General features: G+C 53.1%; 21 protein-coding genes, 6 tRNA genes and 2 rRNA genes. 12 read left to right on the top strand and 17 right to left on the bottom strand.

Features of this window, described 5'->3' with window-relative positions:
* The first annotated feature begins 103 nt into the window (after positions 1-103).
* Positions 104-1,468: a dipeptidase PepV gene (gene pepV / locus ACESSO_RS03185; protein ID WP_373163592.1), complete on the top strand. Its 1,365-nt coding sequence runs from the start codon at positions 104-106 to the stop codon at positions 1,466-1,468.
* Between the two features lie 35 nt (positions 1,469-1,503).
* Complete coding sequence (locus ACESSO_RS03190; RefSeq protein ID WP_373163593.1) at positions 1,504-2,595, top strand: dipeptide epimerase; 1,092 nt, start codon at positions 1,504-1,506, stop codon at positions 2,593-2,595.
* A gap of 64 nt (positions 2,596-2,659) precedes the next feature.
* Here ACESSO_RS03190 and ACESSO_RS03195 read toward each other — a convergent pair whose 3' ends face one another.
* Positions 2,660-3,379 (bottom strand): N-acetylmuramoyl-L-alanine amidase family protein, encoded by a 720-nt coding sequence (locus ACESSO_RS03195; protein WP_373163594.1) that lies wholly within the window; start codon positions 3,377-3,379, stop codon positions 2,660-2,662.
* 135 nt (positions 3,380-3,514) lie between these two features.
* On the opposite strand from ACESSO_RS03195, the gene cysK (ACESSO_RS03200) reads away from it, so the two are divergent.
* Positions 3,515-4,444, top strand: a complete 930-nt coding sequence (gene cysK, locus ACESSO_RS03200; RefSeq protein WP_373163595.1) for a cysteine synthase A — start codon at positions 3,515-3,517, stop codon at positions 4,442-4,444.
* A 69-nt stretch (positions 4,445-4,513) separates the two neighbouring features.
* On the opposite strand, the gene thiE is transcribed toward cysK (ACESSO_RS03200), so the two are convergent.
* The 4 genes from thiE to ACESSO_RS03220 are packed head-to-tail and all read right to left on the bottom strand — an operon-like array spanning position 4,514 to position 6,878.
* The gene (thiE, locus tag ACESSO_RS03205) at positions 4,514-5,146 is read right to left on the bottom strand and encodes a thiamine phosphate synthase (protein ID WP_373163596.1); all 633 of its coding nucleotides are present in this window, start codon (positions 5,144-5,146) and stop codon (positions 4,514-4,516) included.
* 12 nt (positions 5,147-5,158) lie between these two features.
* A complete protein-coding gene (locus ACESSO_RS03210) occupies positions 5,159-5,884 on the bottom strand; it encodes a nitrilase-related carbon-nitrogen hydrolase (RefSeq protein ID WP_373163597.1) in 726 nt (241 codons plus the stop codon).
* The gene (locus tag ACESSO_RS03215) at positions 5,872-6,345 is read right to left on the bottom strand and encodes a YbaK/EbsC family protein (protein ID WP_373163598.1); all 474 of its coding nucleotides are present in this window, start codon (positions 6,343-6,345) and stop codon (positions 5,872-5,874) included. Before ACESSO_RS03215 ends, ACESSO_RS03210 begins: the two co-directional genes overlap by 13 nt.
* Positions 6,346-6,347: 2 nt before the next feature.
* Positions 6,348-6,878: a DUF1836 domain-containing protein gene (locus ACESSO_RS03220; protein WP_373163626.1), complete on the bottom strand. Its 531-nt coding sequence runs from the start codon at positions 6,876-6,878 to the stop codon at positions 6,348-6,350.
* 124 nt (positions 6,879-7,002) lie between these two features.
* On the opposite strand from ACESSO_RS03220, the gene ACESSO_RS03225 reads away from it, so the two are divergent.
* The 4 genes from ACESSO_RS03225 (at position 7,003) to rbr (ending at position 10,135) form a co-directional block, all read left to right on the top strand.
* Positions 7,003-8,244, top strand: a complete 1,242-nt coding sequence (locus ACESSO_RS03225) for a polysaccharide deacetylase family protein (protein WP_373163599.1) — start codon at positions 7,003-7,005, stop codon at positions 8,242-8,244.
* A gap of 158 nt (positions 8,245-8,402) precedes the next feature.
* The gene (locus tag ACESSO_RS03230; protein WP_373163600.1) at positions 8,403-9,056 is read left to right on the top strand and encodes a hemolysin III family protein; all 654 of its coding nucleotides are present in this window, start codon (positions 8,403-8,405) and stop codon (positions 9,054-9,056) included.
* Between the two features lie 98 nt (positions 9,057-9,154).
* The gene (locus ACESSO_RS03235; protein ID WP_373163601.1) at positions 9,155-9,544 is read left to right on the top strand and encodes a Fur family transcriptional regulator; all 390 of its coding nucleotides are present in this window, start codon (positions 9,155-9,157) and stop codon (positions 9,542-9,544) included.
* A 54-nt stretch (positions 9,545-9,598) separates the two neighbouring features.
* The gene (gene rbr / locus ACESSO_RS03240; RefSeq protein ID WP_297283837.1) at positions 9,599-10,135 is read left to right on the top strand and encodes a rubrerythrin; all 537 of its coding nucleotides are present in this window, start codon (positions 9,599-9,601) and stop codon (positions 10,133-10,135) included.
* 66 nt (positions 10,136-10,201) lie between these two features.
* On the opposite strand, the gene ACESSO_RS03245 is transcribed toward rbr, so the two are convergent.
* The 4 genes from ACESSO_RS03245 to gluQRS all read right to left on the bottom strand — a co-directional run bounded on the left by ACESSO_RS03245 (position 10,202) and on the right by gluQRS (position 13,193).
* On the bottom strand, positions 10,202-10,801 hold the full coding sequence (locus ACESSO_RS03245; RefSeq protein WP_373163602.1) for a GerMN domain-containing protein: 600 nt from the start codon (positions 10,799-10,801) through the stop codon (positions 10,202-10,204).
* Positions 10,802-10,906: 105 nt separating this feature from the next.
* Entirely contained in the window at positions 10,907-11,077 is a 171-nt protein-coding gene (locus ACESSO_RS03250; protein ID WP_373163603.1) for a hypothetical protein, read from the bottom strand.
* A 66-nt stretch (positions 11,078-11,143) separates the two neighbouring features.
* Positions 11,144-12,169 carry an SPFH domain-containing protein gene (locus tag ACESSO_RS03255; RefSeq protein WP_373163604.1) on the bottom strand — a complete coding sequence of 342 codons (1,026 nt, stop codon included), beginning with the start codon at positions 12,167-12,169 and terminating at the stop codon, positions 11,144-11,146.
* A gap of 106 nt (positions 12,170-12,275) precedes the next feature.
* Positions 12,276-13,193 (bottom strand): tRNA glutamyl-Q(34) synthetase GluQRS, encoded by a 918-nt coding sequence (gene gluQRS, locus ACESSO_RS03260; protein ID WP_373163605.1) that lies wholly within the window; start codon positions 13,191-13,193, stop codon positions 12,276-12,278.
* Positions 13,194-13,298: 105 nt separating this feature from the next.
* Between gluQRS and ACESSO_RS03265 the strand changes: the two genes are divergently transcribed.
* The 5 genes from ACESSO_RS03265 (at position 13,299) to ACESSO_RS03285 (ending at position 18,400) form a co-directional block, all read left to right on the top strand.
* Positions 13,299-14,438 carry a glycoside hydrolase family 3 N-terminal domain-containing protein gene (locus ACESSO_RS03265; protein ID WP_373163606.1) on the top strand — a complete coding sequence of 380 codons (1,140 nt, stop codon included), beginning with the start codon at positions 13,299-13,301 and terminating at the stop codon, positions 14,436-14,438.
* A gap of 169 nt (positions 14,439-14,607) precedes the next feature.
* Complete coding sequence (locus tag ACESSO_RS03270) at positions 14,608-15,168, top strand: RNA polymerase sigma factor (RefSeq protein ID WP_373163607.1); 561 nt, start codon at positions 14,608-14,610, stop codon at positions 15,166-15,168.
* Positions 15,155-16,528: a hypothetical protein gene (locus ACESSO_RS03275; protein ID WP_373163608.1), complete on the top strand. Its 1,374-nt coding sequence runs from the start codon at positions 15,155-15,157 to the stop codon at positions 16,526-16,528. The genes ACESSO_RS03270 and ACESSO_RS03275 overlap by 14 nt, the downstream gene beginning before the upstream one ends.
* A gap of 130 nt (positions 16,529-16,658) precedes the next feature.
* A complete protein-coding gene (gene cysK / locus ACESSO_RS03280; protein ID WP_373163609.1) occupies positions 16,659-17,591 on the top strand; it encodes a cysteine synthase A in 933 nt (310 codons plus the stop codon).
* Between the two features lie 212 nt (positions 17,592-17,803).
* Complete coding sequence (locus ACESSO_RS03285; RefSeq protein ID WP_373163610.1) at positions 17,804-18,400, top strand: hypothetical protein; 597 nt, start codon at positions 17,804-17,806, stop codon at positions 18,398-18,400.
* 241 nt (positions 18,401-18,641) lie between these two features.
* On the opposite strand, the gene ACESSO_RS03290 is transcribed toward ACESSO_RS03285, so the two are convergent.
* From ACESSO_RS03290 to ACESSO_RS03325, 8 genes are all read right to left on the bottom strand, one after another.
* A tRNA-Thr gene (locus ACESSO_RS03290) sits at positions 18,642-18,717 on the bottom strand.
* Between the two features lie 33 nt (positions 18,718-18,750).
* Positions 18,751-18,827: transfer RNA gene (locus ACESSO_RS03295), tRNA-Asp, on the bottom strand.
* 12 nt (positions 18,828-18,839) lie between these two features.
* Positions 18,840-18,916, bottom strand: a tRNA-Ile gene (locus ACESSO_RS03300).
* 60 nt (positions 18,917-18,976) lie between these two features.
* Positions 18,977-19,052: transfer RNA gene (locus ACESSO_RS03305), tRNA-Asn, on the bottom strand.
* A 29-nt stretch (positions 19,053-19,081) separates the two neighbouring features.
* Positions 19,082-19,198 (bottom strand): 5S ribosomal RNA (gene rrf / locus ACESSO_RS03310).
* Between the two features lie 74 nt (positions 19,199-19,272).
* Positions 19,273-19,347, bottom strand: a tRNA-Glu gene (locus tag ACESSO_RS03315).
* 76 nt (positions 19,348-19,423) lie between these two features.
* Positions 19,424-19,499, bottom strand: a tRNA-Lys gene (locus tag ACESSO_RS03320).
* 80 nt (positions 19,500-19,579) lie between these two features.
* A 23S ribosomal RNA gene (locus ACESSO_RS03325) occupies positions 19,580-19,693 on the bottom strand; the annotation flags it as partial.

The raw sequence follows: 19,693 nt of genomic DNA on the forward strand, positions 1-19,693 counted from the left end.
GCAAGGTCTTGCAAGCAATTTGCACAGAATGGTTTGCAAATCAGTCGTGCATCCTGTACAATATGATATGGGAATGTTGAGAACCCGTTAAGGAGGGACTACGATGGAATTAAAAACCTATATCCGTGCGCACGCAGATGACCTGCTCAAAGATTTGGCTTCGCTGATCCAAATTCCGAGTGTGGAAGGCGAACCTATGCCGGATGCACCTTACGGGAGCGCGGTCGCACGCTGTCTGCATGAAACGCTTGCGCTGTGCGAAAAGCTGGGCTTCCGCACGGTCAATATGGATAACCGGGTGGGCTGGTGCGAATACGGCGAGGGCGACGAAATGATTGCCGTGCTTGGACATCTGGACGTTGTACCCGCAGGCGACGGCTGGCAGGTCACTGAACCGTTTTCGGGCGAAGTCAAGGACGGCCGCATCTATGGCCGCGGCACGATGGACGACAAGGGGCCGACCGTTGCGGCGCTATACGCGCTGGCTGCGCTGAAGGATGCTGGCTTTACCCCGTCCCGCCGCATCCGCATCCTGTTCGGCACGAACGAGGAAACCGGCTGTCAGGATATGGTATGGTATCTCGAACACGGCGGTGAAGTGCCGGTCATGGGCTTCACGCCGGATGGTGAATACCCTATCATTAACGGCGAAAAGGGCATTATGAACTGCGTATATGCGCGCAAGCTGAACCAAACCGGTGCGTACCGCCTGACCCGTTTTGAAGGCGGCACTGCCTCCAATGTCTCCCCCGCGTATGCAGTGGCAGAACTTGCATGCCCCGCAGAGGCTGCGGATCGCATCACGGTGGACAAGGTCACGGCAACGCCAATCGATGGCGGCATCCGCGTGGAGGCCGAAGGCGTGTCCGCGCACGGCTCCACTCCCGAGCAGGGCGAAAACGCAATTGGCCGACTGGCGCTCGCGCTGACCCAGCTCCCGCTGGAGGGTGAGCTTGCCGAGTGCATGGCATTCCTTGCCGACCGAATCGGACTGGAGACGCGCGGAGAATCGCTGGGACTTGCCATGCGCGACGACCTTTCGGGCGACCTGACGGTCAACCTTGGCGTTGCAGCGTTTGCAGACGACACACTCTCGCTCACGCTGTCCGTGCGATATCCGGTCACCAAGACCTATGACGAGGCACATCCGCGTCTGGAGCGCGCATTCTCGCTGGGCGGTTTCCAGGAAACCCAGATGAAGCACAAAGCGGCCATCTATATGCCGCCTGAGAGCGAACTCATCCGCAAGCTGTCCAAAGTGTACGAGGAGCAGACCGGCGAAAAGGCGGTGCTCAAATCCATTGGCGGCGGCACCTATGCCAAGTCCATCCCGAATCTGGTCGCATTCGGTCCGGTCTTTCCGGGCGACGAAATCCGCGAACATAAGCCGGATGAATATATGGAAGTGGAGCGGCTGCTGCAGAACGCGGAAATTCTGGCGGCGGCAATGTATGAACTGGCAAAATAATCGGAACGCATCTTGCAACAAGGAGCTGACAACTGATGAAAATTACTCAAATCCGACTTGGCCGCATTTCCGTGCCGCTGCGCGTGCCGTTTAAGACTGCGGTGCGCTCGGTTTCATCCGTCGAGGACGTGATTGTAGAAATCCACACCGATACCGGCGCAATCGGCTACGGCGAAGCACCTCCGACCGGCGCGGTCACAGGAGACACCGCAGGCGCAATTATTGGAGCCATTCAAGACCACATCGCCCCGACCCTCCTTGGCCGCGAGGTGGATGACTTTGAAAACCTGATGCTCTCCCTGCAGGGCTGCATCCTCAAGAATACCAGCGCCAAAGCGGCGGTCGATATGGCGCTTTGGGACCTGTACGGGCAGCTTTACCGTATTCCGGTGTATAAAATGCTCGGCGGCAGCCGAAGCAAAATTGTGACCGACATCACCATCAGCGTCAACGACCCGGAGGAGATGGCGCGCGACGCACGAAATGCCATCGACCGCGGCTATGACTGTCTCAAATGCAAAGTCGGCAAGGACGCGCCGCTCGACCTGCGCCGCCTGCAGGCCATCCGAGCCGAGGTGGGTAAGGATGTGAAAATCCGCATCGACGCCAATCAGGGCTGGAAGCCCAAGGAAGCGGTGCGCATTCTCAGCCAGATGGAGGATGCGGGACTGGACATCGAGTTTGTCGAGCAGCCGGTTGCGCAGCACGACCTGACCGGCCTGAAATACGTCACCGATAATGTGACAATTCCGGTCATGGCGGACGAAAGCGTGCAAAATGCGTCGGACGCGCTGACCATCATGCAGATGCGCGCAGCCGATCTGATCAACATCAAACTGATGAAGGCTGGTGGCTTGTACAACGCGCTGAAAATCGCCTCCGCCGCCGAGGTCTACGGCGTCGAATGCATGCTCGGCTGCATGCTCGAAGCAAAAATCAGTGTTAACGCAGCCATCCACCTCGCCTGTGCCAAGCAAATCATCACCAAGATTGATTTGGACGGTCCGGTGCTGTGCACTGAGGACCCCATCCTCGGCGGTGCGGTGTTCCACGAAAAGGACATTACTGTGTCCGACGAGCCGGGCCTCGGCATCAAGGGCATCCAAAAAGTCACATATCTGGACTAAGCTAACCTTTATGAATAGAAGATAAAAACGGCGAAAGCAAAGTGCTTTCGCCGTTTTTTGTCACTTAATCTCCATAAATGCCTGCTCGGTCATTTATGACAAGCACGCGCAGCATCTCTTCCGGAAGGTTGAGTCCCGCGCTACCGCCTTCGCCTTTGATCCAGCCTTTCCGCTCCAGCTTTTCCACCGTCGCACGGCCCCATTCGGGTACGGACGCTATGGTGCTGTATACCGTTTTGCTTTGCGCTATCAGGTTCTTTACCTCATCTGCCGTCATATCATCCACCTCCTCCGTCAATCTGCGCTTGAAGTCCTGCCACGCCGCTGCATTTTCTACAAACGGCGCCGGACAGTTTTTGTGCGTCACATCATAATGCCGCACCACATGGTCGGGCGCAATGTCATACTTCTGCATCAGCATACGCACCAACTGTACCGCGTTTTCCACCGTTCCCGGCTGAAAATAATATTTGCCGTTTTTCATGCGGCTGCACAGCTCGATGCCGATACTGTTGGCATTCCGGCAATACGGATGAAAGTAAGTACCTTTAGTGCCGCAATGCCATGCAATATCCACTTCACGCACAGATTGCCATACTTCTTTTTCATCCACAAAATAATGTGCTGAAGTCGAAATATTGGAATTTGTGAAGTAATCTGCATTGTTTTTGGCAGTATCACCGTCATTTGCCGTGAAATGAATTACCAGATAACTGATTTGCTCCTTTCCACGCGCTGCGGACAGATAATTACCCGAATTGGCCTGCTGAAAATGAATTTCCATCACTTTTCACCTCCTCCCTGCATAAACTCCAAAAAAAGAAGGTTCGATTGACACAATTTGGTCAATCTGTTCTATCCTTATGCAAAAAGTTGTGCTATAATGTATACTAGACACGTTTGAGAGGAAGATTTTTCGATGATATGCAGCAACATCCTGGAAGCAGTCGGCCATACGCCGATGGTACGTCTGAACCGTATGGTTCCCGCAGGCTGTGCCGAGGTGCTCGTCAAATTTGAGGGCTTAAACGTCGGCGGATCCATCAAAACGCGTACAGCACTCAACATGGTGGAGGACGCTGAGCAGCGCGGCTTGATCGGACCGGACACCATTATCGTGGAACCCACCAGCGGTAATCAGGGCATTGGCCTTGCTCTTTGCGGTGCTGTGAAGGGCTACAAGGTGAAAATTATCATGCCGGATTCGGTTTCCGAAGAGCGCCGCAAACTGGTTCAGCATTATGGTGCTGAAGTAATTCTGGTACACGATGCCGGCAATATTGGCGATTGTATTGCGGAATGCCAGCGGATTGCAGACGAAATGGCAAAAAATGACCCGAAGGTCTTTGTTCCGGGACAGTTCGACAACCCGGCAAATCCCTCCGTTCATCGCCACCACACTGCCACCGAGATTCTGGAACAGGTTGGCGGCCCAATCGACGGCTTCTGCTCCGGTTTTGGCACCGGCGGCACGATCAGCGGCATCGGTGAAGTGCTCAAAGCGCAAAATCCTCAGTTGGAAATCTGGGCAGTCGAACCGGAAAACGCGGCCATCCTGTCGGGTGGCTCTATCGGCACCCATCTGCAAATGGGTATTGGTGACGGTATTATCCCCAAAAACCTGAACACCAAGATTTACGATCACCTTTACATCGTAACCGATGACGAAGCGATTCAAACTGCCAAGGATCTTGCACGCTTGGAAGGACTTATGTGCGGCATTTCGAGCGGCACCAATGTTGCTGCCGCCCTCCAGCTTGCTAAAAAACTCGGTCCCGGCAAAACCGTAGTCACCGTCCTTCCCGATACCGCCGAGCGCTATTTCTCTACGCCGCTGTTTCAGGATTGATTTCGTTTTCCCCATACAGCAAAAAGGCTTCGGAACGAATGTTCCGAAGCCTTTTTTTATGCTATCCAATCAATGATTCCGCATTGCCAAAAACTTTTCTTTGATATGTGCCGACGCTGCACACGGGTCCTCAGCTTTCATCACAGCGGAAACCACCGCAATGCCCGCAATCGGACTGTTTGCCAGCACATCCATATTGTCCGCATTCAAACCGCCAATCGCAACCACCGGAATGGGTACGGCACGGCAAATTTCATCCAGTGTAGAGAGCGGCGTGAGCTTGGTCGTGACATGCGTGGTGGTCGGATATATCGCACCCGTACCAAGGTAATCCGCACCGTCTGCATAGGCCGTCTGCGCGGCCTCCACGGTTTTCGCGGTCGCACCGACTATTTTATCCGGCCCCAACAGCTTGCGGCACACGGCCACCGGCAGATCGCTTGCACCAACATGCACTCCCGCTGCATCGCAGGCAATGGCCACATCCACACGGTCGTCAATGATAAGCGGTACATTCCAGCGGTCCGTGACCGCCTTCACCTGCTGCGCAAGCGTCAGATAATCCCGTCCGCCTGTGTCCTTTTCACGCAGCTGGATGAGCGTTGCGCCCCCCGCACAGGCCTGGTCAACCGCGTGCAGCAAAGTCTCTGTCGTATGGTAAGTGCTGTCCGTAATAACATATAACGTGGGATCAAATTGCATAATCGTTCTCCTTTAAATTGTGATGGTCAATAGACCGTCTCCTTCTTCCAACGCGCCGAGCGTACTGCCGTCCGATGCGAAAGCCACGCTGTGGCCGATAAAGCAATCAGGCGCATACTGATCGACGCCGATCACGGGCATACTGTTTTCAATCGCACGCGCGCAAAGCAACGTGCGCCAATGCAGCACCTTATTTGCACCGGCTGTCCAGCCCGCAGGAACCAGCAGTATCTCTGCTCCGTCCTGCTTCTGTGCAGCAGCCAACGCCGGAAAACGCAGCTCATAGCAGGTAATCAGCCCCAGACGACCAACCGGCGTATCCACCGGCCGGAATGGACTTTTTCCTGGCCGGCATTCATCGGACTCCCGATAGCCGAAGGCATCATACAGCCGCTGCTTGCGATGTACGCCGCGTAGTGTACCGTCTTTATCTATGACCACAACGGCATTGTACGGCAGACCGTCCGTCCGTTCATACATGCCTGCGGCGAGCCACAGACCATACCTGCGGGCAATCTGCGACAGCGCAGAAACAAACGGGCCATCGAGCGGCTCCGCTGCCTGAATATTCTGTGACCGCCTGTTCATTTTTGCATAAAACATGCTATATTCCGGCAGAAACAGCATGGATGCGCCAAATGCTTTCGCTTTCTGTGCATAGTCTTGTATTTTGCACAAATTGTGCCGCTTGTCCTCACAGGCGCCGAACTGCGCCAGCGAAACGGTTACTCCCGCCATCCCTTGCACACATCTACCCAAGCTTTATATCCGGAAAACTTCTCCAGTTCCGGAATGGTCAATTCAATTGCGGAATTGGCGGAGCCACAGGCAGGAAACACGGTCTCGAAACGGTGCAGCGACTCATCCAGAAAAACCGTCACGCCCTCATTGATGCCAAAGGGGCACACCCCTCCGACTGCATGACCGATTTCCGGCTCGACCTCTTCAAAGGCAAGCATTTTCGCCTTACAGCCAAAACGAGCTTTATATTTCGGATTGTCGATTTTGGTGTCGCCCGCAGCAACAATCAGAATTACGCCGTCTCCAGTGCGAAAGGACAGGGTTTTTGCGATACGCGCCGGCGCACAACCAACCGCCTGTGCTGCCAGTTCAACCGTAGCCGAGGAGGTATCAAATTCCCGTACACGGTCCTCCACCCCAAATTGCCGCAGCCAATTTTTTGCTTTTTCAATAGACATTTTCATTTTCCTCCGGTCTGTTCGTCAATTGCATCAATTACACTTTCGCATAAACGACGCAAATAAGAAGCAATTTCACTGAGCGCAAGGCACAGCATGAGCCGTCCGTTAGGATCGTCCGAATCATAAGGCAGGAACGCATCCAGCATCGGCGGAACGCTCTCGCGTATCTTCATCTTATCCTCCAGCAAATGCGCATAACAGGCCCCAAAATCGACGTCATCACGTCCGGTCAGCGCCTTCACATCGCTCAGGCGCAGATTTTGCTTCAAATGATATACACAAAGCAGCTGCATAATTTGCTGCCGGGTATATTTTTTACCGCGAACCGGGGTCATCAACCCCTCTTTTACATAATTATTCACCATCGTTTTGGTCAGCAGCTTATCGGAAGGATTCCGTTTATCCGCAGACAGATGCTGATCAAACAGCGACAAAACCTGATCCATATATAAATCAAGCTGCGGCACATCCGCGGGCATAATATCTTGATCGGAAAAAACCCGAGCAATGATATCTCCAAAATCAGGCATGATATTCACCTCATTTCCTCCTCATTATAATCCTTCCAGCACCAGCATGCAAGGGGCGGAAAAGTGGACAACATTGAAAAAAAATGGTATAATGCTTTAGAAAGGATAGGCGGATAAGATGAGAATGGCGTTTTTCAAAAAGGCGGCGGCAATTATCGCAATCATTTCCATGGTGACAATGTCAACGCTGGAAACGGCCGGTGCCGCACCGGCCAACAACAGCTTAACCATTTTAATGTACCATGATTTAACAAACGATCCGGGACGTACCAACAGCATGACCATTACGGTGGATCGCTTCCGGTTGGATATGGAATTTCTAAAGGAGTTCGGGTTTACACCATTGCTGCCGGCAGAGTTGGTTGCAATCACGCAGAGCAAGCAACCATTACCGGAAAAACCCATTATGATTACTTTTGATGATGGCTATCACTCAAATTACGAATATGCCTATCCGATTTTGCAAAGCACCGGCATGAAAGCGACCATTGCGGTGGTTGCTAACAACATTCATTTGGCAACCACAACCGATGCGCCGTCCAATTCTCTGACTTGGGAAGAGATTCAGGAAATGGTCTCCAGCGGTATCGTAGAAATCGGTTCGCATACCTATAATCTGCATAATCCCCAGTACCAAGGCAATAACGCACCGAACGGTATCAACGGTGTCATGCGTCTGGCCGGAGAATCGGAAGCTGCCTATCGTCTGCGTGTCGGCAGCGACCTGCAAACCAGCATCCAGTTGATAACGCAGCATACCGGGCAGCAGAAAGTGCTTTATTTCTCCTATCCCTTTGGAGCCTATGACAGTTGGATGCAAACGCTTTTGAACGAAAACGGCATATTGGTCAGCACGCTGACCAACGCGGGAAAAGCCAATCCCTTTGTCTCTCTCCATAAGATGCCGCGCTATCGCATCACCATGCAACAGTCGGTCTCCTCCCTGCTGCGGCAAACCTCTATTGCCTATCCTGCGGTTGCCAATGTGTCGGTCAACGGCAACACTACCGTACTGCCGGCGTATAATATAGGCGGCAACAATTATGTACGGGTACGTGATGTGGCAATGCTGCTGAAAGATACACCCAGCAGCTTTGACGTACAGTGGAACAAGGATTTGCAGCAAGTGGAGCTCAAGTCTTTTTCTCCCTATACGCCGAACGGAAAGGAAAACAAACCAATGTCGAGCGAGAGGCGCACCGTGCAATCTCTGACTGAGCCGACCGCTGCGGATGGCGCACTGCATATGATCGCGGCATACAATGTGGACGGATACACCTACTATAAGCTCAGAAGTTTGGGCGATTTGTGCGGCTTTCTGGTCGATTGGGACGGTACCTCTCAAACCGTTACGATAACCGCATAAGTCTACCGTATCAATACACCTGCAGGATTGCAGGTGTATTTTTTTGTCCCGGGGACACAATAAATTCACCAAAAGTCTATTGCATTTTTCTGTATATGTAGTATCATATTAAGTGCAACATAGTTATCGATACTATATTTGAAGAGGGAGGAATCTATATGCCGCGTGTTTTCCTCAAGGCACGAGAACCATTTTCCAGCTATTCACACTTTATTGGAGCGGTACTGAGCGGAATCGGACTGTTTGCCATGCTTCTCCGCATGCTGACCACCGATACCGCCAACGGTCAGATGACGGCTTCGGTCATTATTTTTTGCCTTTCCCTTATCGGACTGTATTCTGCCAGCAGTGTATACCATTATTCCTGCCGGGATGAACAAACCTTGCGCAGGCTCAAAAAACTCGACCACAGCATGATTTACGTGCTGATTGCAGGCAGTTATACCCCCATTGTGCTTTGCTACATGCGCCCGCCGCACAATTATGTTTTCCTCGCTTTTATCTGGTTGATTGCTGCGGCAGGTATTGCTGTCAAGCTGATCTGGATAGATGCGCCGCGCTTTTTGGGAACCGCCCTGTATCTGGCGCTGGGTTGGGCAATCGTATTGGATTTTGATGTTGTCCTCTCCATGCCCGCACCTGCTATTGCCCTGCTGGCCGCAGGCGGCATTTTCTATACGATTGGCGGCGTGATCTATATTGCCAAACATCCAAATCCCAGCGCGTTGCTTGGTTTTCATGAAATCTTTCATTTGTTCGTTATTGCAGGCAGCGTATGCCACTATCTGATGGTTTTTCTCTATGTTCTATAAGATAATCCTGTAGGATTTTCCGCAAAACGCTTGACAATTGTATAAGTCAGGTATATACTCTAAATAATAATTTATACTATTAGGGAGTAGGTGACAGCATGCAGACCAGAAATACGGTGCAGCGTCAAATCGTTTTGCAGACCGTTCTGCACATGCACGATCATCCCACTGCGGACAACGTGTATGCTGCCGTCGCGGCGGAACATCCTTCTATCAGCAAGGCTACCGTATACCGCAATCTGAACCAGCTGGCTTCACAAGGTGAAATTCGCCGTGTGCCTGTGCCGAATGGCGCCGATCGGTTTGATTTTAACACCAGTGAGCATTATCATGTGCGCTGCGAGAAATGCGGCGCAGTATATGACGTGCATATGCCGCATATCAACAACCTGATCGAGCAGGTTGAGGATGCCTCCGGCGTGGAAGTGCAGCGATATGACATTCTGTTTGAAGGCATTTGCCGGGATTGCCGGGCAAAGGAAGCGTGATTTCTGACAGCGATAGCTGTCTGAAAAATACTAAAATGTGAGGAGTATGTGATTATGGCAAATTTGAAGGGAAGCAAGACGGAAGCAAACCTCCAGACCGCATTCGCGGGCGAATCCATGGCGCGCAATAAGTATACCTACTACGCCTCCAAGGCCAAGAAGGATGGCTATGTGCAGATTTCCAAGATCTTCGAGGAGACGGCAAATAACGAAAAAGAGCATGCAAAAATCTGGTTTAAGCTGCTCGAGGGCATTGGCAGCACGGCTGAGAACCTCAAGGCGGCAGCGGCCGGTGAGAATTACGAATGGACCGACATGTACGCGACCTTTGCCAAGGAAGCACACGAAGAGGGCTTCGAGGATATCGCATTCCTCTTTGAGAAGGTCGGCGCGATTGAGAAAGAGCATGAGGAGCGTTACCGCAAGCTGCTCGCTAACGTAGAGGGCAATCTGGTATTCTCCCGCGATGGCGACTGCATCTGGCAGTGCTCTAACTGCGGCCACATCGTGGTCGGCAAGCAGGCCCCCGAAGTATGCCCGGTATGCGCACATCCGCAGGCTTACTTTGAAATCAAGGCCGAAAACTATTAATCCATTCCATTACCACCCTAAAAAAGGCTTCGGAACTTTCGTTCCGAAGCCTTTTTTTGCGTTCTCTCAATTCGTTGCTTCCAGCGGATAATCGTAAATCTCATGCCCGCTTTCCAGCGGCGCACCATCCACTGTGATGAGCACACTGTTTACACCGCGTGCCTGCACGAAGGTATTAACCAGCGAATAGATGAGCAGACTCTCCCCTGTGGTACCGGAGGAGCGTACTGCGTCGCCATACACCGTATTCATATCCAGCGTCAGCACGCCGTCTGCCGTTGAGGAGGACTGCACTGCCGCCCCTTCAGGAAGCGAGCCCGCCGTGATCAGTGCATCAACCAGTGCCTGATCCGAGTCGTCCACCGCATCGGTTCCGACCGGCGTCAGCGTTTCGCCCTGCTCATCCGGCACATATACAACGACCGATTCCCCGCCCGACGGGTTGGGGTTTTCCGGCTGCACCGGATTCTCCTTGGTATCGTCCGTGGTCTGCTGGTCATCCGGCGTGTCTTGCTCATTCGGCGTATCCGGCTCGACCGTCTGGTTCGGCTGCTCATTCTGCTCCGGCGTCTGCCGTCCGGAAACATATCCGAAAACACATGCAGCAACAATCAGCACAATAATGACAACAACTGCCGCTACAACCGTTTTTGTCCGTTTGCTCATGGTATATTCTCCTTTCTTCCGCCGCAGCTTCATATAGAATGCGGCTGGTTTGCCGTCATTATACCACACCGAAGCGCAAGTGGGAATACCCACGCGGCTGCAAGTTCATTCCTTCGGGCCTTGTTTTTTCCGGCGGCGCACTGCCTCGGTCAGCAGATACTCAATTTGTCCATTGACCGAGCGAAACTCATCCTCTGCCCAGCGGGCAATCTCATCATAAAGCGAGGCGGACAGCCGCAGCGGCACCTGCTTTTTTGCTTTATCCTTTTCCGCCACGGCTGCACCTCCCCTTCATTCTTATTATTATTGTAATGCAACTGAGCTATTCTCGGCAAGACCGATTTAATAAATCGAACCCGAATTGACAACCGGCTGTGCATCCTTCCCCGCGCACAGCACCACCATCAGGTTGGATACCATCTGTGCTTTGCGCTCGTCATCCAGCTCAACCACCTGCTTGCGGCTCAGTTCGTCAAGCGCCATCTCTACCATACCGACCGCGCCTTCGACAATCATCTTGCGTGCGTCCACGACCGCGCTGGCCTGCTGACGCTGGAGCATTGCCGCCGCAATCTCCGGTGCATAAGCCAGCGTTGTGATGCGCGCTTCCTCTACTTTGAGACCTGCACACGCGACACGTTTCTGAATTTCCTCCGCCAGCACGCCCGCTATCTCCTGCGAAGAGCCACGCAGACTTTTTTCGTCACCGCCCTCAGATACATCGTATGGATACAGGCGTACAGTGTTACGCAGCGCCGCATCCGACTGGATGGACAAGAACTCCTGATAATTGTCGACCGCGAACACGGCCTTGGCCGTGTCCTCGATATGCCAGATGACCGCAATGCCAATGACGATCGGATTACCGAGCAGATCATTTATCTTCTGCTTGTCGTTGTTGAGCGTCATGGTTTTAAGCGAGAGCCGTTTGCCGCGACCCGAACCGGTCGAAATACGGCCGGATGACAGCTTGCTGCCCGACTTGGTCGCGTCCGCCGCCTCCTCGGCTGCTTTGGCAAACGCGAACTCAGCCGCCGGATTGACCGCAGAACAGAACGGGTTGACAAAGAAGATGCCCTCCCCTTTGAGCGTGCCGATGTACTGGCCGAACAGCGTCAGCACAAGTGCTTCGTTCGGACGCAGCACCTTCACACCCGCAAACAGCAGCCAGCACGGCAGACACCAGTAAAAGATGCACACGACCAGCAACGCTATCATTGCACCACCGGCGCCATTGTCCAGCTGCACCGCGCTGTATACGATTCCGGCTACAGCCGCAAGCATCAGCACAATGTTGAGCAGCAGAATCCCCAAACCGTTCGGTGCACGCAGGTTTTTCTCCCGATACTCCACTTGATTTGCATTCATATCCTATCCCTCACAATCATATCAATTTGATATCATCATAATACAACCGGCATACATCTCTGTCAAGAGAAATTTTGACAAAAAGAAAAGCGCCCGTTTGGACGCTTTATCTGAAAATATTCGGTAAATACAGGTCATGCCGTGGAACCTTGTCCCAGTCAAAGGACGAAACCAGCTCACGCGCTGCGACCGGCTCCGGTCGGTCGATGATGCCTGCGGCACAGGCCAGCGCGCCGATCACCTGCTCCGGTGTAAACCGCTGCCGCAGCAGTCCGAGGTCAAGATCCTCATCCCGCTTGGACAGGCGGCGGCCGTCATGGTCACACAGCAGCGGCAGATGCGCAAACCGCGGCGCTTCAAACCCAAACAGCCGATGCAGCCAAATCTGCCTTGGTGTGCTCGAAAGCAGATCCGCGCCGCGCACAACCTCATTGACACCGGTCAGCGCATCGTCCACCACGACCGCAAGCTGATAGGCAAACACGCCGTCCGAACGCCGGACAATGAAATCCCCACATTCCTCCGCGAGATTTTCCGCATACTCGCCCCAAACCTCGTCGGTAAAGCGCACTACCTCATCCGGTACACGCACACGCGTTGCCGGTGCGCGTGTTTTCCGTTTTTCCGCGATCTGTGCGGGCGTCAAATCGCGGCAGGTGCCCGCATAAATCACACGCCCATCCGACAGATGCGGTGCAGACGCCGCATGCAGGGCCGCACGCGAGCAAAAACAGGGATAGAGCAACCCCTTGTCACGCAAAACGGCCTCATACCGCTCATAAATCGCCGCACGCTCGGACTGATACGGCACCTCACCGTCCCACTCCAATCCCAGCCAGCGTAAATCATCCATAATCAGGTCGGCGAAGCTCCGCGGGCAGCGCATCGCATCCAAATCCTCAATGCGCAGCAGAAATTGCCCATTCTGCCGCCGCGCGCTCAAATAGGCCAGCAGCGCACACAGCACATTGCCCAGATGCATGCGCCCGCTCGGGCTGGGTGCAAAGCGTCCGATGGTCTGCATCCTGTCTCTCCCCTTTCCGTCTCCTTATCTTACCACAAACACAATAGGCTTTGCAACGACCCGCTCACTCCTGTATAATGGAACCAAAGAAGGAAGGTGCTGACTATGAAAAAACGCCTGCTCTGTCTGCTGCTCGCACTCGCCCTACCGCTTGGACTGACCGCCTGCAGCGAGAAGCCCGGCGCAGATGCGACTGCTGCACAAACCGCGCCCGAACCCACTCCCGAACCGCCCCAGCCCGATCCCGCCGAAGTATATGCGGATTCCCTCACGCTGGAGCAACAGGTCGCGCAGTTGTTCTTTGCGCGCTGTCCGGATGTGCAAGCCGCAGAACTCGCCGCGCAGTATGATATCGGCGGCTATATCCTGTTCGGCCGCGACTTTGAAAATCAGACGCCGGACAGTCTGCGCGAGACGATTGCATCCTACCAGCAGGCCGCCGCAACGCCCATGCTCATCGGCGTAGACGAGGAGGGCGGCACAGTCGTGCGCGTCAGTGCATATCCCGCCTTTCGCGCGGGTCGGTTCCAGTCCCCACAGGCGCTTTTCGCTGAGGGCGGCCTGGAGCGTATTCAAAGCGATACCAAGGAAAAGGATACTCTGCTGGCTTCACTTGGCATCAACGTCAATCTCGCGCCCGTATGCGATGTATCAACCAGCCCGTCCGACTTCATCAATGCCCGCGCATTCGGACAGGATGCCCAAGCCACCAGCGACTATGTCCGCACCGTAGTCGAGCAGATGAAAACGGACAGTATGGGTATGGTGCTCAAACACTTCCCCGGCTACGGCAGCAACGTCGACACGCACACCGGCATCGCGCAGGACAACCGCCCACTTGAACAATTCCGCTCGTCGGATTTTCTGCCCTTTACTGCGGGCATTGAAGCAGGCGCACAGGCGATTCTTGTCTGCCACAATATCGTTTCCTGCATGGATGGTACACTGCCCGCTTCGCTCTCTCCTGCCGTACATCAGGTGCTGCGCGAGGAGCTTGGCTTTGACGGCGTAGTGATGACCGACGACCTGGTCATGCAGGCGATCACAGACTACACAGGCGACGCGGATGCAGCCGTACTCGCCGTGCAGGCGGGAAACGACATGCTGATTTCGTCAGACTTCGTCACGCAGTACAATGCGGTGCTGACCGCCGTGCAGAACGGAACCATCAGTGAAACTGCCATTCGAGATTCTGCTGTGCGGGTATTGCGATGGAAAATCGAGCTGGGATTGATTGATTCGTAATCCTTTGCAGAGATGTCGCCGTGCTTTTTGGAAAGCGCTATAAAAAAATCTCCCTTACGGGAGATTTTTTCATGTTGCTGCAACCAAAGTCCGCATCTCTCCGTATCTATCAATGTACGGAGCAGCGCGCGGCGCCGTATCGATAGAGAGAAAGGGGGATGGATGCGATATGAATGAGACTAAACTGATTCGGGCACTGCAGCGTGGCCAACGCGGTGCACTCGACAAGGTCATTTCCCACTACAGCAGCTATGTCGCATCCATCGCCCGCAATGTGTCAGGGGTTCAAACTACGCGGGAGGATTTGGAAGAAATCGTTTCCGATGTATTCATCGCACTGTGGCGCACCGCAGAACGCTTGGACGAAACACGTCCGCTGAAAAGCTATCTGGCAGCGATTGCCCGCAATGCCGCGGTGGACCGTCTGCGCCGCATACGTCCGGAAGAGCCGCTGCCCGAGGAGGATATCCTGTCCGCCGATGAAGCACAGGGGCCGGAAGCGGAAGCACTGAAACGTGAACAGGCAGAAACACTGCGCCGTCTGCTGCTTGAAATGGCAGCAGATGACCGCGAAATTTTCGTACGGTTCTACTACTACCGTCAGACCGTGCGTGAAATTGCGGCACTGCTTGGCAGAAATGAATCGACAGTCAAAGCGCGTCTGGCCCGTGGACGCGCAAGGCTGCGTGAACGTCTGATAAGGGAGGTGGACGGCAATGCGCATCTCTGAACTGTTTAACGCACTGGATGAGCAGACGTTGGACGAGCTGCTGCCGGTGCCCGAGCGGGAAATGCCCGCCGTATCCGCGCGCGATATCCGCCGCCGCGTGAGCCGAACACTGGACGAGGACCCCGTAGAAAGGAGACGGCATATGAAACAACTATTCAAAAAAGGCGTGTGCGCAGCACTGGTTGCCGCCAGCCTGCTGACCGGCGCATTTGCTGCATCACAGATGGATTTCTGGCAGTATTGGTTTGAGAACGGTACCGGCGATTTATCAGTCAACACGCAAAAGGAGTCTATTGAAAGCACAGACCTCCGATTGACGCTGGAGGAATCGCTTGCAGACGATAATCATGCACTTGTTATTTTTTCGGTAACTGCCTTGTCTGATACCGGCCGCAAGCAACTCTACAGTGACGGCCTGACCGGCGGTGGCGTGACTACACTGGTCGGCATTTCCCCCGACCCAAATGCATCGCAGGGCGGCGGTATGAGCTATCAGGCCAGCCCAATTGTCGAGCGTGATACAGAGGGGCAGCGTTTTTTCCGCGCAGAAATATCCCTGTCCGGTCCGAACGTTAAACCGGTGCTGTATCTGCATGATGTATCGACCTATATCTCTATACCGGTCACCGCAAATATCCAAAGTATTTCCATTCCATTTGACGGCCGGACAGTTTCCTGTCCGCTTGATACGGTGGTACGTCTGAACACCCTCCAACTGTCCAGCCTTGGCTGGGATTTGGATTACGATCTGGTTTCGCAGCCCAATGCCGCGAACAACTTTGTAGAATATCAGATTTTTTACCTTGTGACGAAAGACGGGACTCTCAAAACCATGACACAGCTGATGGATGCGCAGAACTGGTTCTACTGGCGGGAAGTGCTGGATCTGGATACCGTGGAAGGAGTGGTTGTAGACAACACCGAGTATTTTCTGGACGGGCGCGTACCGCAGCCTTATGCCGTTCCGGAGCAGCTGCAATTTGCAGAACTGGACACCTACAATATTTCACAGGGAGGCAACCAATATGAGGGAATTCTGCTGCGGGAGCTAGTGGAAAAGTTGGGCGGTACGATTACTTGGAATAATAAGACGCAAAGTGCAACCGTCACCTATCGCGGTGTCACGGCCGTATTCACTGCCAACGCTTCTACCTTTGTGCGCAACAGCCGTTCCTATGATCCGTGGTCTGGCAACAGCACACCCTGTACCGTCTTACAAAACAACAGACTCTACCTCATCAATGAAACTGCACTGCAGCGTGCGCTGGATGTCCGTCTATGCGCCACGCGGATACGCAAAAGTGAAGAGTGGGAATTTGATAAAAGCTATACCAATCACATTTGGATTGTCGCTCCATAATACAAAAAAACGCCCGTGTTGTCACATGGGCGTTTTTTTAATTTTCTCTTGACAAATCCCTTTTTTCCCTGTATGCTTAATTCATATAAAACACCTATGAATTAAGGGAATATGAAAGGTGGCACACCACATGTCAGATATCAAGCATAGCTTTGCCGATCTGATCGGCAACACCCCGCTGTACGCGGCAGATAAATTTGCAGAAAAATCCGGCGCGCAGGCGCAAATTCTTGCCAAACTCGAATACTTCAATCCGGCAGGCTCGGTCAAGGATCGCGTTGCCAACGCGATGATTACCAAGGCAGAAGAAAGCGGCGCGCTCAAACCGGGCGCGACCATCATCGAGCCGACCAGCGGCAACACCGGCATCGGTCTGGCGGCAGTTGCCGCAGCCAAGGGCTACCGCATCATCCTCACCATGCCCGAGACCATGAGCGTCGAGCGCCGCAACATGCTCAAGGCATACGGTGCAGAGCTGGTGCTCACCGACGGCGCCAAAGGTATGTCCGGCGCGATTGCCAAGGCGGATGAGCTGGCGGCAGAAATTGAGAACAGCTTTATTCCGGGGCAGTTTGTCAACCCTGCCAATCCTGCGGCACACTATGCAACGACCGGTCCTGAACTCTGGTCCCAGACCGACGGTAAAATTGATATTTTTGTTGCAGGCGTTGGTACAGGCGGTACGATTACCGGTGTTGGCTCCTACTTGAAGGAACAGAACCCCAATATCAAGGTCATTGCCGTGGAGCCGGATGAATCCCCTGTGCTGTCTACCGGCAAGGGTGGTCCGCACAAGATTCAGGGCATCGGAGCCGGCTTTGTACCAGAGGTTCTCAATACCGGCGTATTCGACGAAGTCATCCGCGTTAAGGGCGAAGATGCCTTTTCCACCGCACGCACCTTCACGCACAGCGAAGGTCTGTTTATCGGTATTTCCTCCGGCGCTGCGCTGCATGCTGCTGTCGCACTGTCTCAGCGTCCGGAAAATAAGGGCAAAACCATTGTGGCATTATTGCCCGATACCGGCGATCGCTATCTGTCCACTCCGCTCGTCAGCGACTAAAACAATCTTCAGAAAAGCCTGTCTCACGACAGGCTTTTCATTTTTGGGCAGATATCAGTCAGAAATGTTATTATGATATCACATTGACGTATATTCAATTTTTTAGTATCTTATTATTAGCGCAAAAGAATGCGGCATCCAACAAATTGGAGCATCTTCATATAACTCCGTAAGTTGTGTGGAGAGAATACAAATCAAAGGAGGAAAGAGAAATGCGAAAAGAAATAGGGGCTGTATTGGCGGCAATGTTGCTGCTGACCGGCTGCAGCAGTGGCGAAACCGCCCAGACAAACGAGAGCGATAACTCTTCGGAAAGCGCTCTGGCAAACCAACAAGAGAACAGTCAAACCGATATTGCGGAACCGGAACAGGAGAGTGCCATTCCGGGTAGCTACACCGTACCAGACGGATGGGTGAAATCTGATGAACATTCTTCAGCAAATATGGTTTTCTATGTAGAAGAAGGGCACGAGGAGGATGCATTGCCTGATAATATTTCCATCAGCGTCGGTGCAAATCGATACAGCGCAGAAGAACACACAAAGTTCAAAGACGCCATCACAAAACAGCTCCTGATGCAGTTAAATGGTGCAGATGCCCAACTGGAAGGGAGCGGCAGCAATACAAAGCAAGGTTATGTAGTTTGCACCTTTACCATCGATGATGCCACCGCCGTAACAAAACAATATTACATTGTGAAGGATTACGGGTTTTGCTTAGTTCAGCTTACCAATTTCACCGGATCTGACAACGCATATCAAGCTGCCCAAACCATAGTGGATAGTTTCGTATGGGATGATGAAGAATAAGAAAATTGCCCAATACTGCGCAATTTAACTTCGTCCTAAAAAACTGCCATCACTTTGCGTCATATTTATCGATGCAGGGATGACCAACACCATTACACCGCTGACAGCGGCTGGAAAACCTACACAATCACAGGGATGTTTAATAAGAAACCGTTCCGTGCGTTGGAGCAAGCTGGGCTAAAACAGTTCTAATATCATAATAAAAAAACCCTCGAAAACCAAAGTTCTCGAGGGTTTTTTCTGGAGCTGCTGACCGGATTTGAACCGGTGACCTCATCCTTACCAAGGATGCACTCTACCTACTGAGCTACAGCAGCAAAAACAAACGGCGAACAATGTCGCCGTTGTATTGGCGACCCGGATGGGACTTGAACCCACGGCCTCCAGCGTGACAGGCTGGCGCTCTAACCAACTGAGCTACCGGGCCGAATATAAAATTTGGTGGGCCTTCGGGGACTCGAACCCGGGACCGACCGGTTATGAGCCGGTTGCTCTAACCAACTGAGCTAAAGGCCCATATTAGGGTTGACAGCACTTTGCCGCCACGATATATGGTGGCGGCAAAGCCTTATCAGATGGCTCCTCAAGTTGGACTCGAACCAACGACCCTGCGGTTAACAGCCGCATGCTCTACCAACTGAGCTATTGAGGAATATCGAGCGGACCGAAATGATCCGCCTGTGTGCGCGTCGAGTTATCTTCCCGGGCCGTCGCCAGCCAAGTATTGTCACCGTAAACGAGCTTAACTACTGTGTTCGGAATGGGAACAGGTGTACCCTCGTCACCATTGACACGCACTATATGAGAAACGCTATTGCGCTTACTCGCTTTATTACCATACCATACCGCTCTCCATCTGTCAAGTAACAAGATGGTGACCCGTGGGGGAATCGAACCCCCGTTTGCGGCGTGAGAGGCCGCCGTCTTAACCGCTTGACCAACGGGCCATTTCAGCTAGCTTCCCGGTATGCCTGGCACCACTGTGGGACTGCACTTTCCGTCCAATCCCACAGCGCACCATTCTGGTACACCATCACGGGCTCGAACCGTGGACCCACTGATTAAGAGTCAGTTGCTCTACCAACTGAGCTAATGGTGCTTATTTGAAGATTTACACCTTCAAAACTGAACAATAACTACCGGCAAGCTAAGAGTTTATCTGAGATTGCCTCTAATTTTGAGGTCAAGCCCTCGGCCTATTAGTATCAGTCCGCTCCATACATTACTGCACTTCCACTCCTGACCTATCAACCTTGTAGTCTACAAGGGGCCTTACTCCCGAAGGATGGGAAC

The organism is Agathobaculum sp. Marseille-P7918 (assembly GCF_964248325.1).
In the GTDB taxonomy this organism is placed as follows: Bacteria; Bacillota; Clostridia; order Oscillospirales; family Butyricicoccaceae; genus Agathobaculum.

Coding starts and splice junctions, on each gene's coding strand:
- pepV (WP_373163592.1), top strand. CDS start 104: ATGGAATTAAAAACCTATATCCGTGCGCACGCAGATGACCTGCTCAAA.
- ACESSO_RS03190 (WP_373163593.1), top strand. CDS start 1,504: ATGAAAATTACTCAAATCCGACTTGGCCGCATTTCCGTGCCGCTGCGC.
- ACESSO_RS03195 (WP_373163594.1), bottom strand. CDS start 3,379: ATGGAAATTCATTTTCAGCAGGCCAATTCGGGTAATTATCTGTCCGCA.
- cysK (WP_373163595.1), top strand. CDS start 3,515: ATGATATGCAGCAACATCCTGGAAGCAGTCGGCCATACGCCGATGGTA.
- thiE (WP_373163596.1), bottom strand. CDS start 5,146: ATGCAATTTGATCCCACGTTATATGTTATTACGGACAGCACTTACCAT.
- ACESSO_RS03210 (WP_373163597.1), bottom strand. CDS start 5,884: ATGGCGGGAGTAACCGTTTCGCTGGCGCAGTTCGGCGCCTGTGAGGAC.
- ACESSO_RS03215 (WP_373163598.1), bottom strand. CDS start 6,345: ATGTCTATTGAAAAAGCAAAAAATTGGCTGCGGCAATTTGGGGTGGAG.
- ACESSO_RS03220 (WP_373163626.1), bottom strand. CDS start 6,878: ATGCCTGATTTTGGAGATATCATTGCTCGGGTTTTTTCCGATCAAGAT.
- ACESSO_RS03225 (WP_373163599.1), top strand. CDS start 7,003: ATGGCGTTTTTCAAAAAGGCGGCGGCAATTATCGCAATCATTTCCATG.
- ACESSO_RS03230 (WP_373163600.1), top strand. CDS start 8,403: ATGCCGCGTGTTTTCCTCAAGGCACGAGAACCATTTTCCAGCTATTCA.
- ACESSO_RS03235 (WP_373163601.1), top strand. CDS start 9,155: ATGCAGACCAGAAATACGGTGCAGCGTCAAATCGTTTTGCAGACCGTT.
- rbr (WP_297283837.1), top strand. CDS start 9,599: ATGGCAAATTTGAAGGGAAGCAAGACGGAAGCAAACCTCCAGACCGCA.
- ACESSO_RS03245 (WP_373163602.1), bottom strand. CDS start 10,801: ATGAGCAAACGGACAAAAACGGTTGTAGCGGCAGTTGTTGTCATTATT.
- ACESSO_RS03255 (WP_373163604.1), bottom strand. CDS start 12,169: ATGAATGCAAATCAAGTGGAGTATCGGGAGAAAAACCTGCGTGCACCG.
- gluQRS (WP_373163605.1), bottom strand. CDS start 13,193: ATGCAGACCATCGGACGCTTTGCACCCAGCCCGAGCGGGCGCATGCAT.
- ACESSO_RS03265 (WP_373163606.1), top strand. CDS start 13,299: ATGAAAAAACGCCTGCTCTGTCTGCTGCTCGCACTCGCCCTACCGCTT.
- ACESSO_RS03270 (WP_373163607.1), top strand. CDS start 14,608: ATGAATGAGACTAAACTGATTCGGGCACTGCAGCGTGGCCAACGCGGT.
- ACESSO_RS03275 (WP_373163608.1), top strand. CDS start 15,155: ATGCGCATCTCTGAACTGTTTAACGCACTGGATGAGCAGACGTTGGAC.
- cysK (WP_373163609.1), top strand. CDS start 16,659: ATGTCAGATATCAAGCATAGCTTTGCCGATCTGATCGGCAACACCCCG.
- ACESSO_RS03285 (WP_373163610.1), top strand. CDS start 17,804: ATGCGAAAAGAAATAGGGGCTGTATTGGCGGCAATGTTGCTGCTGACC.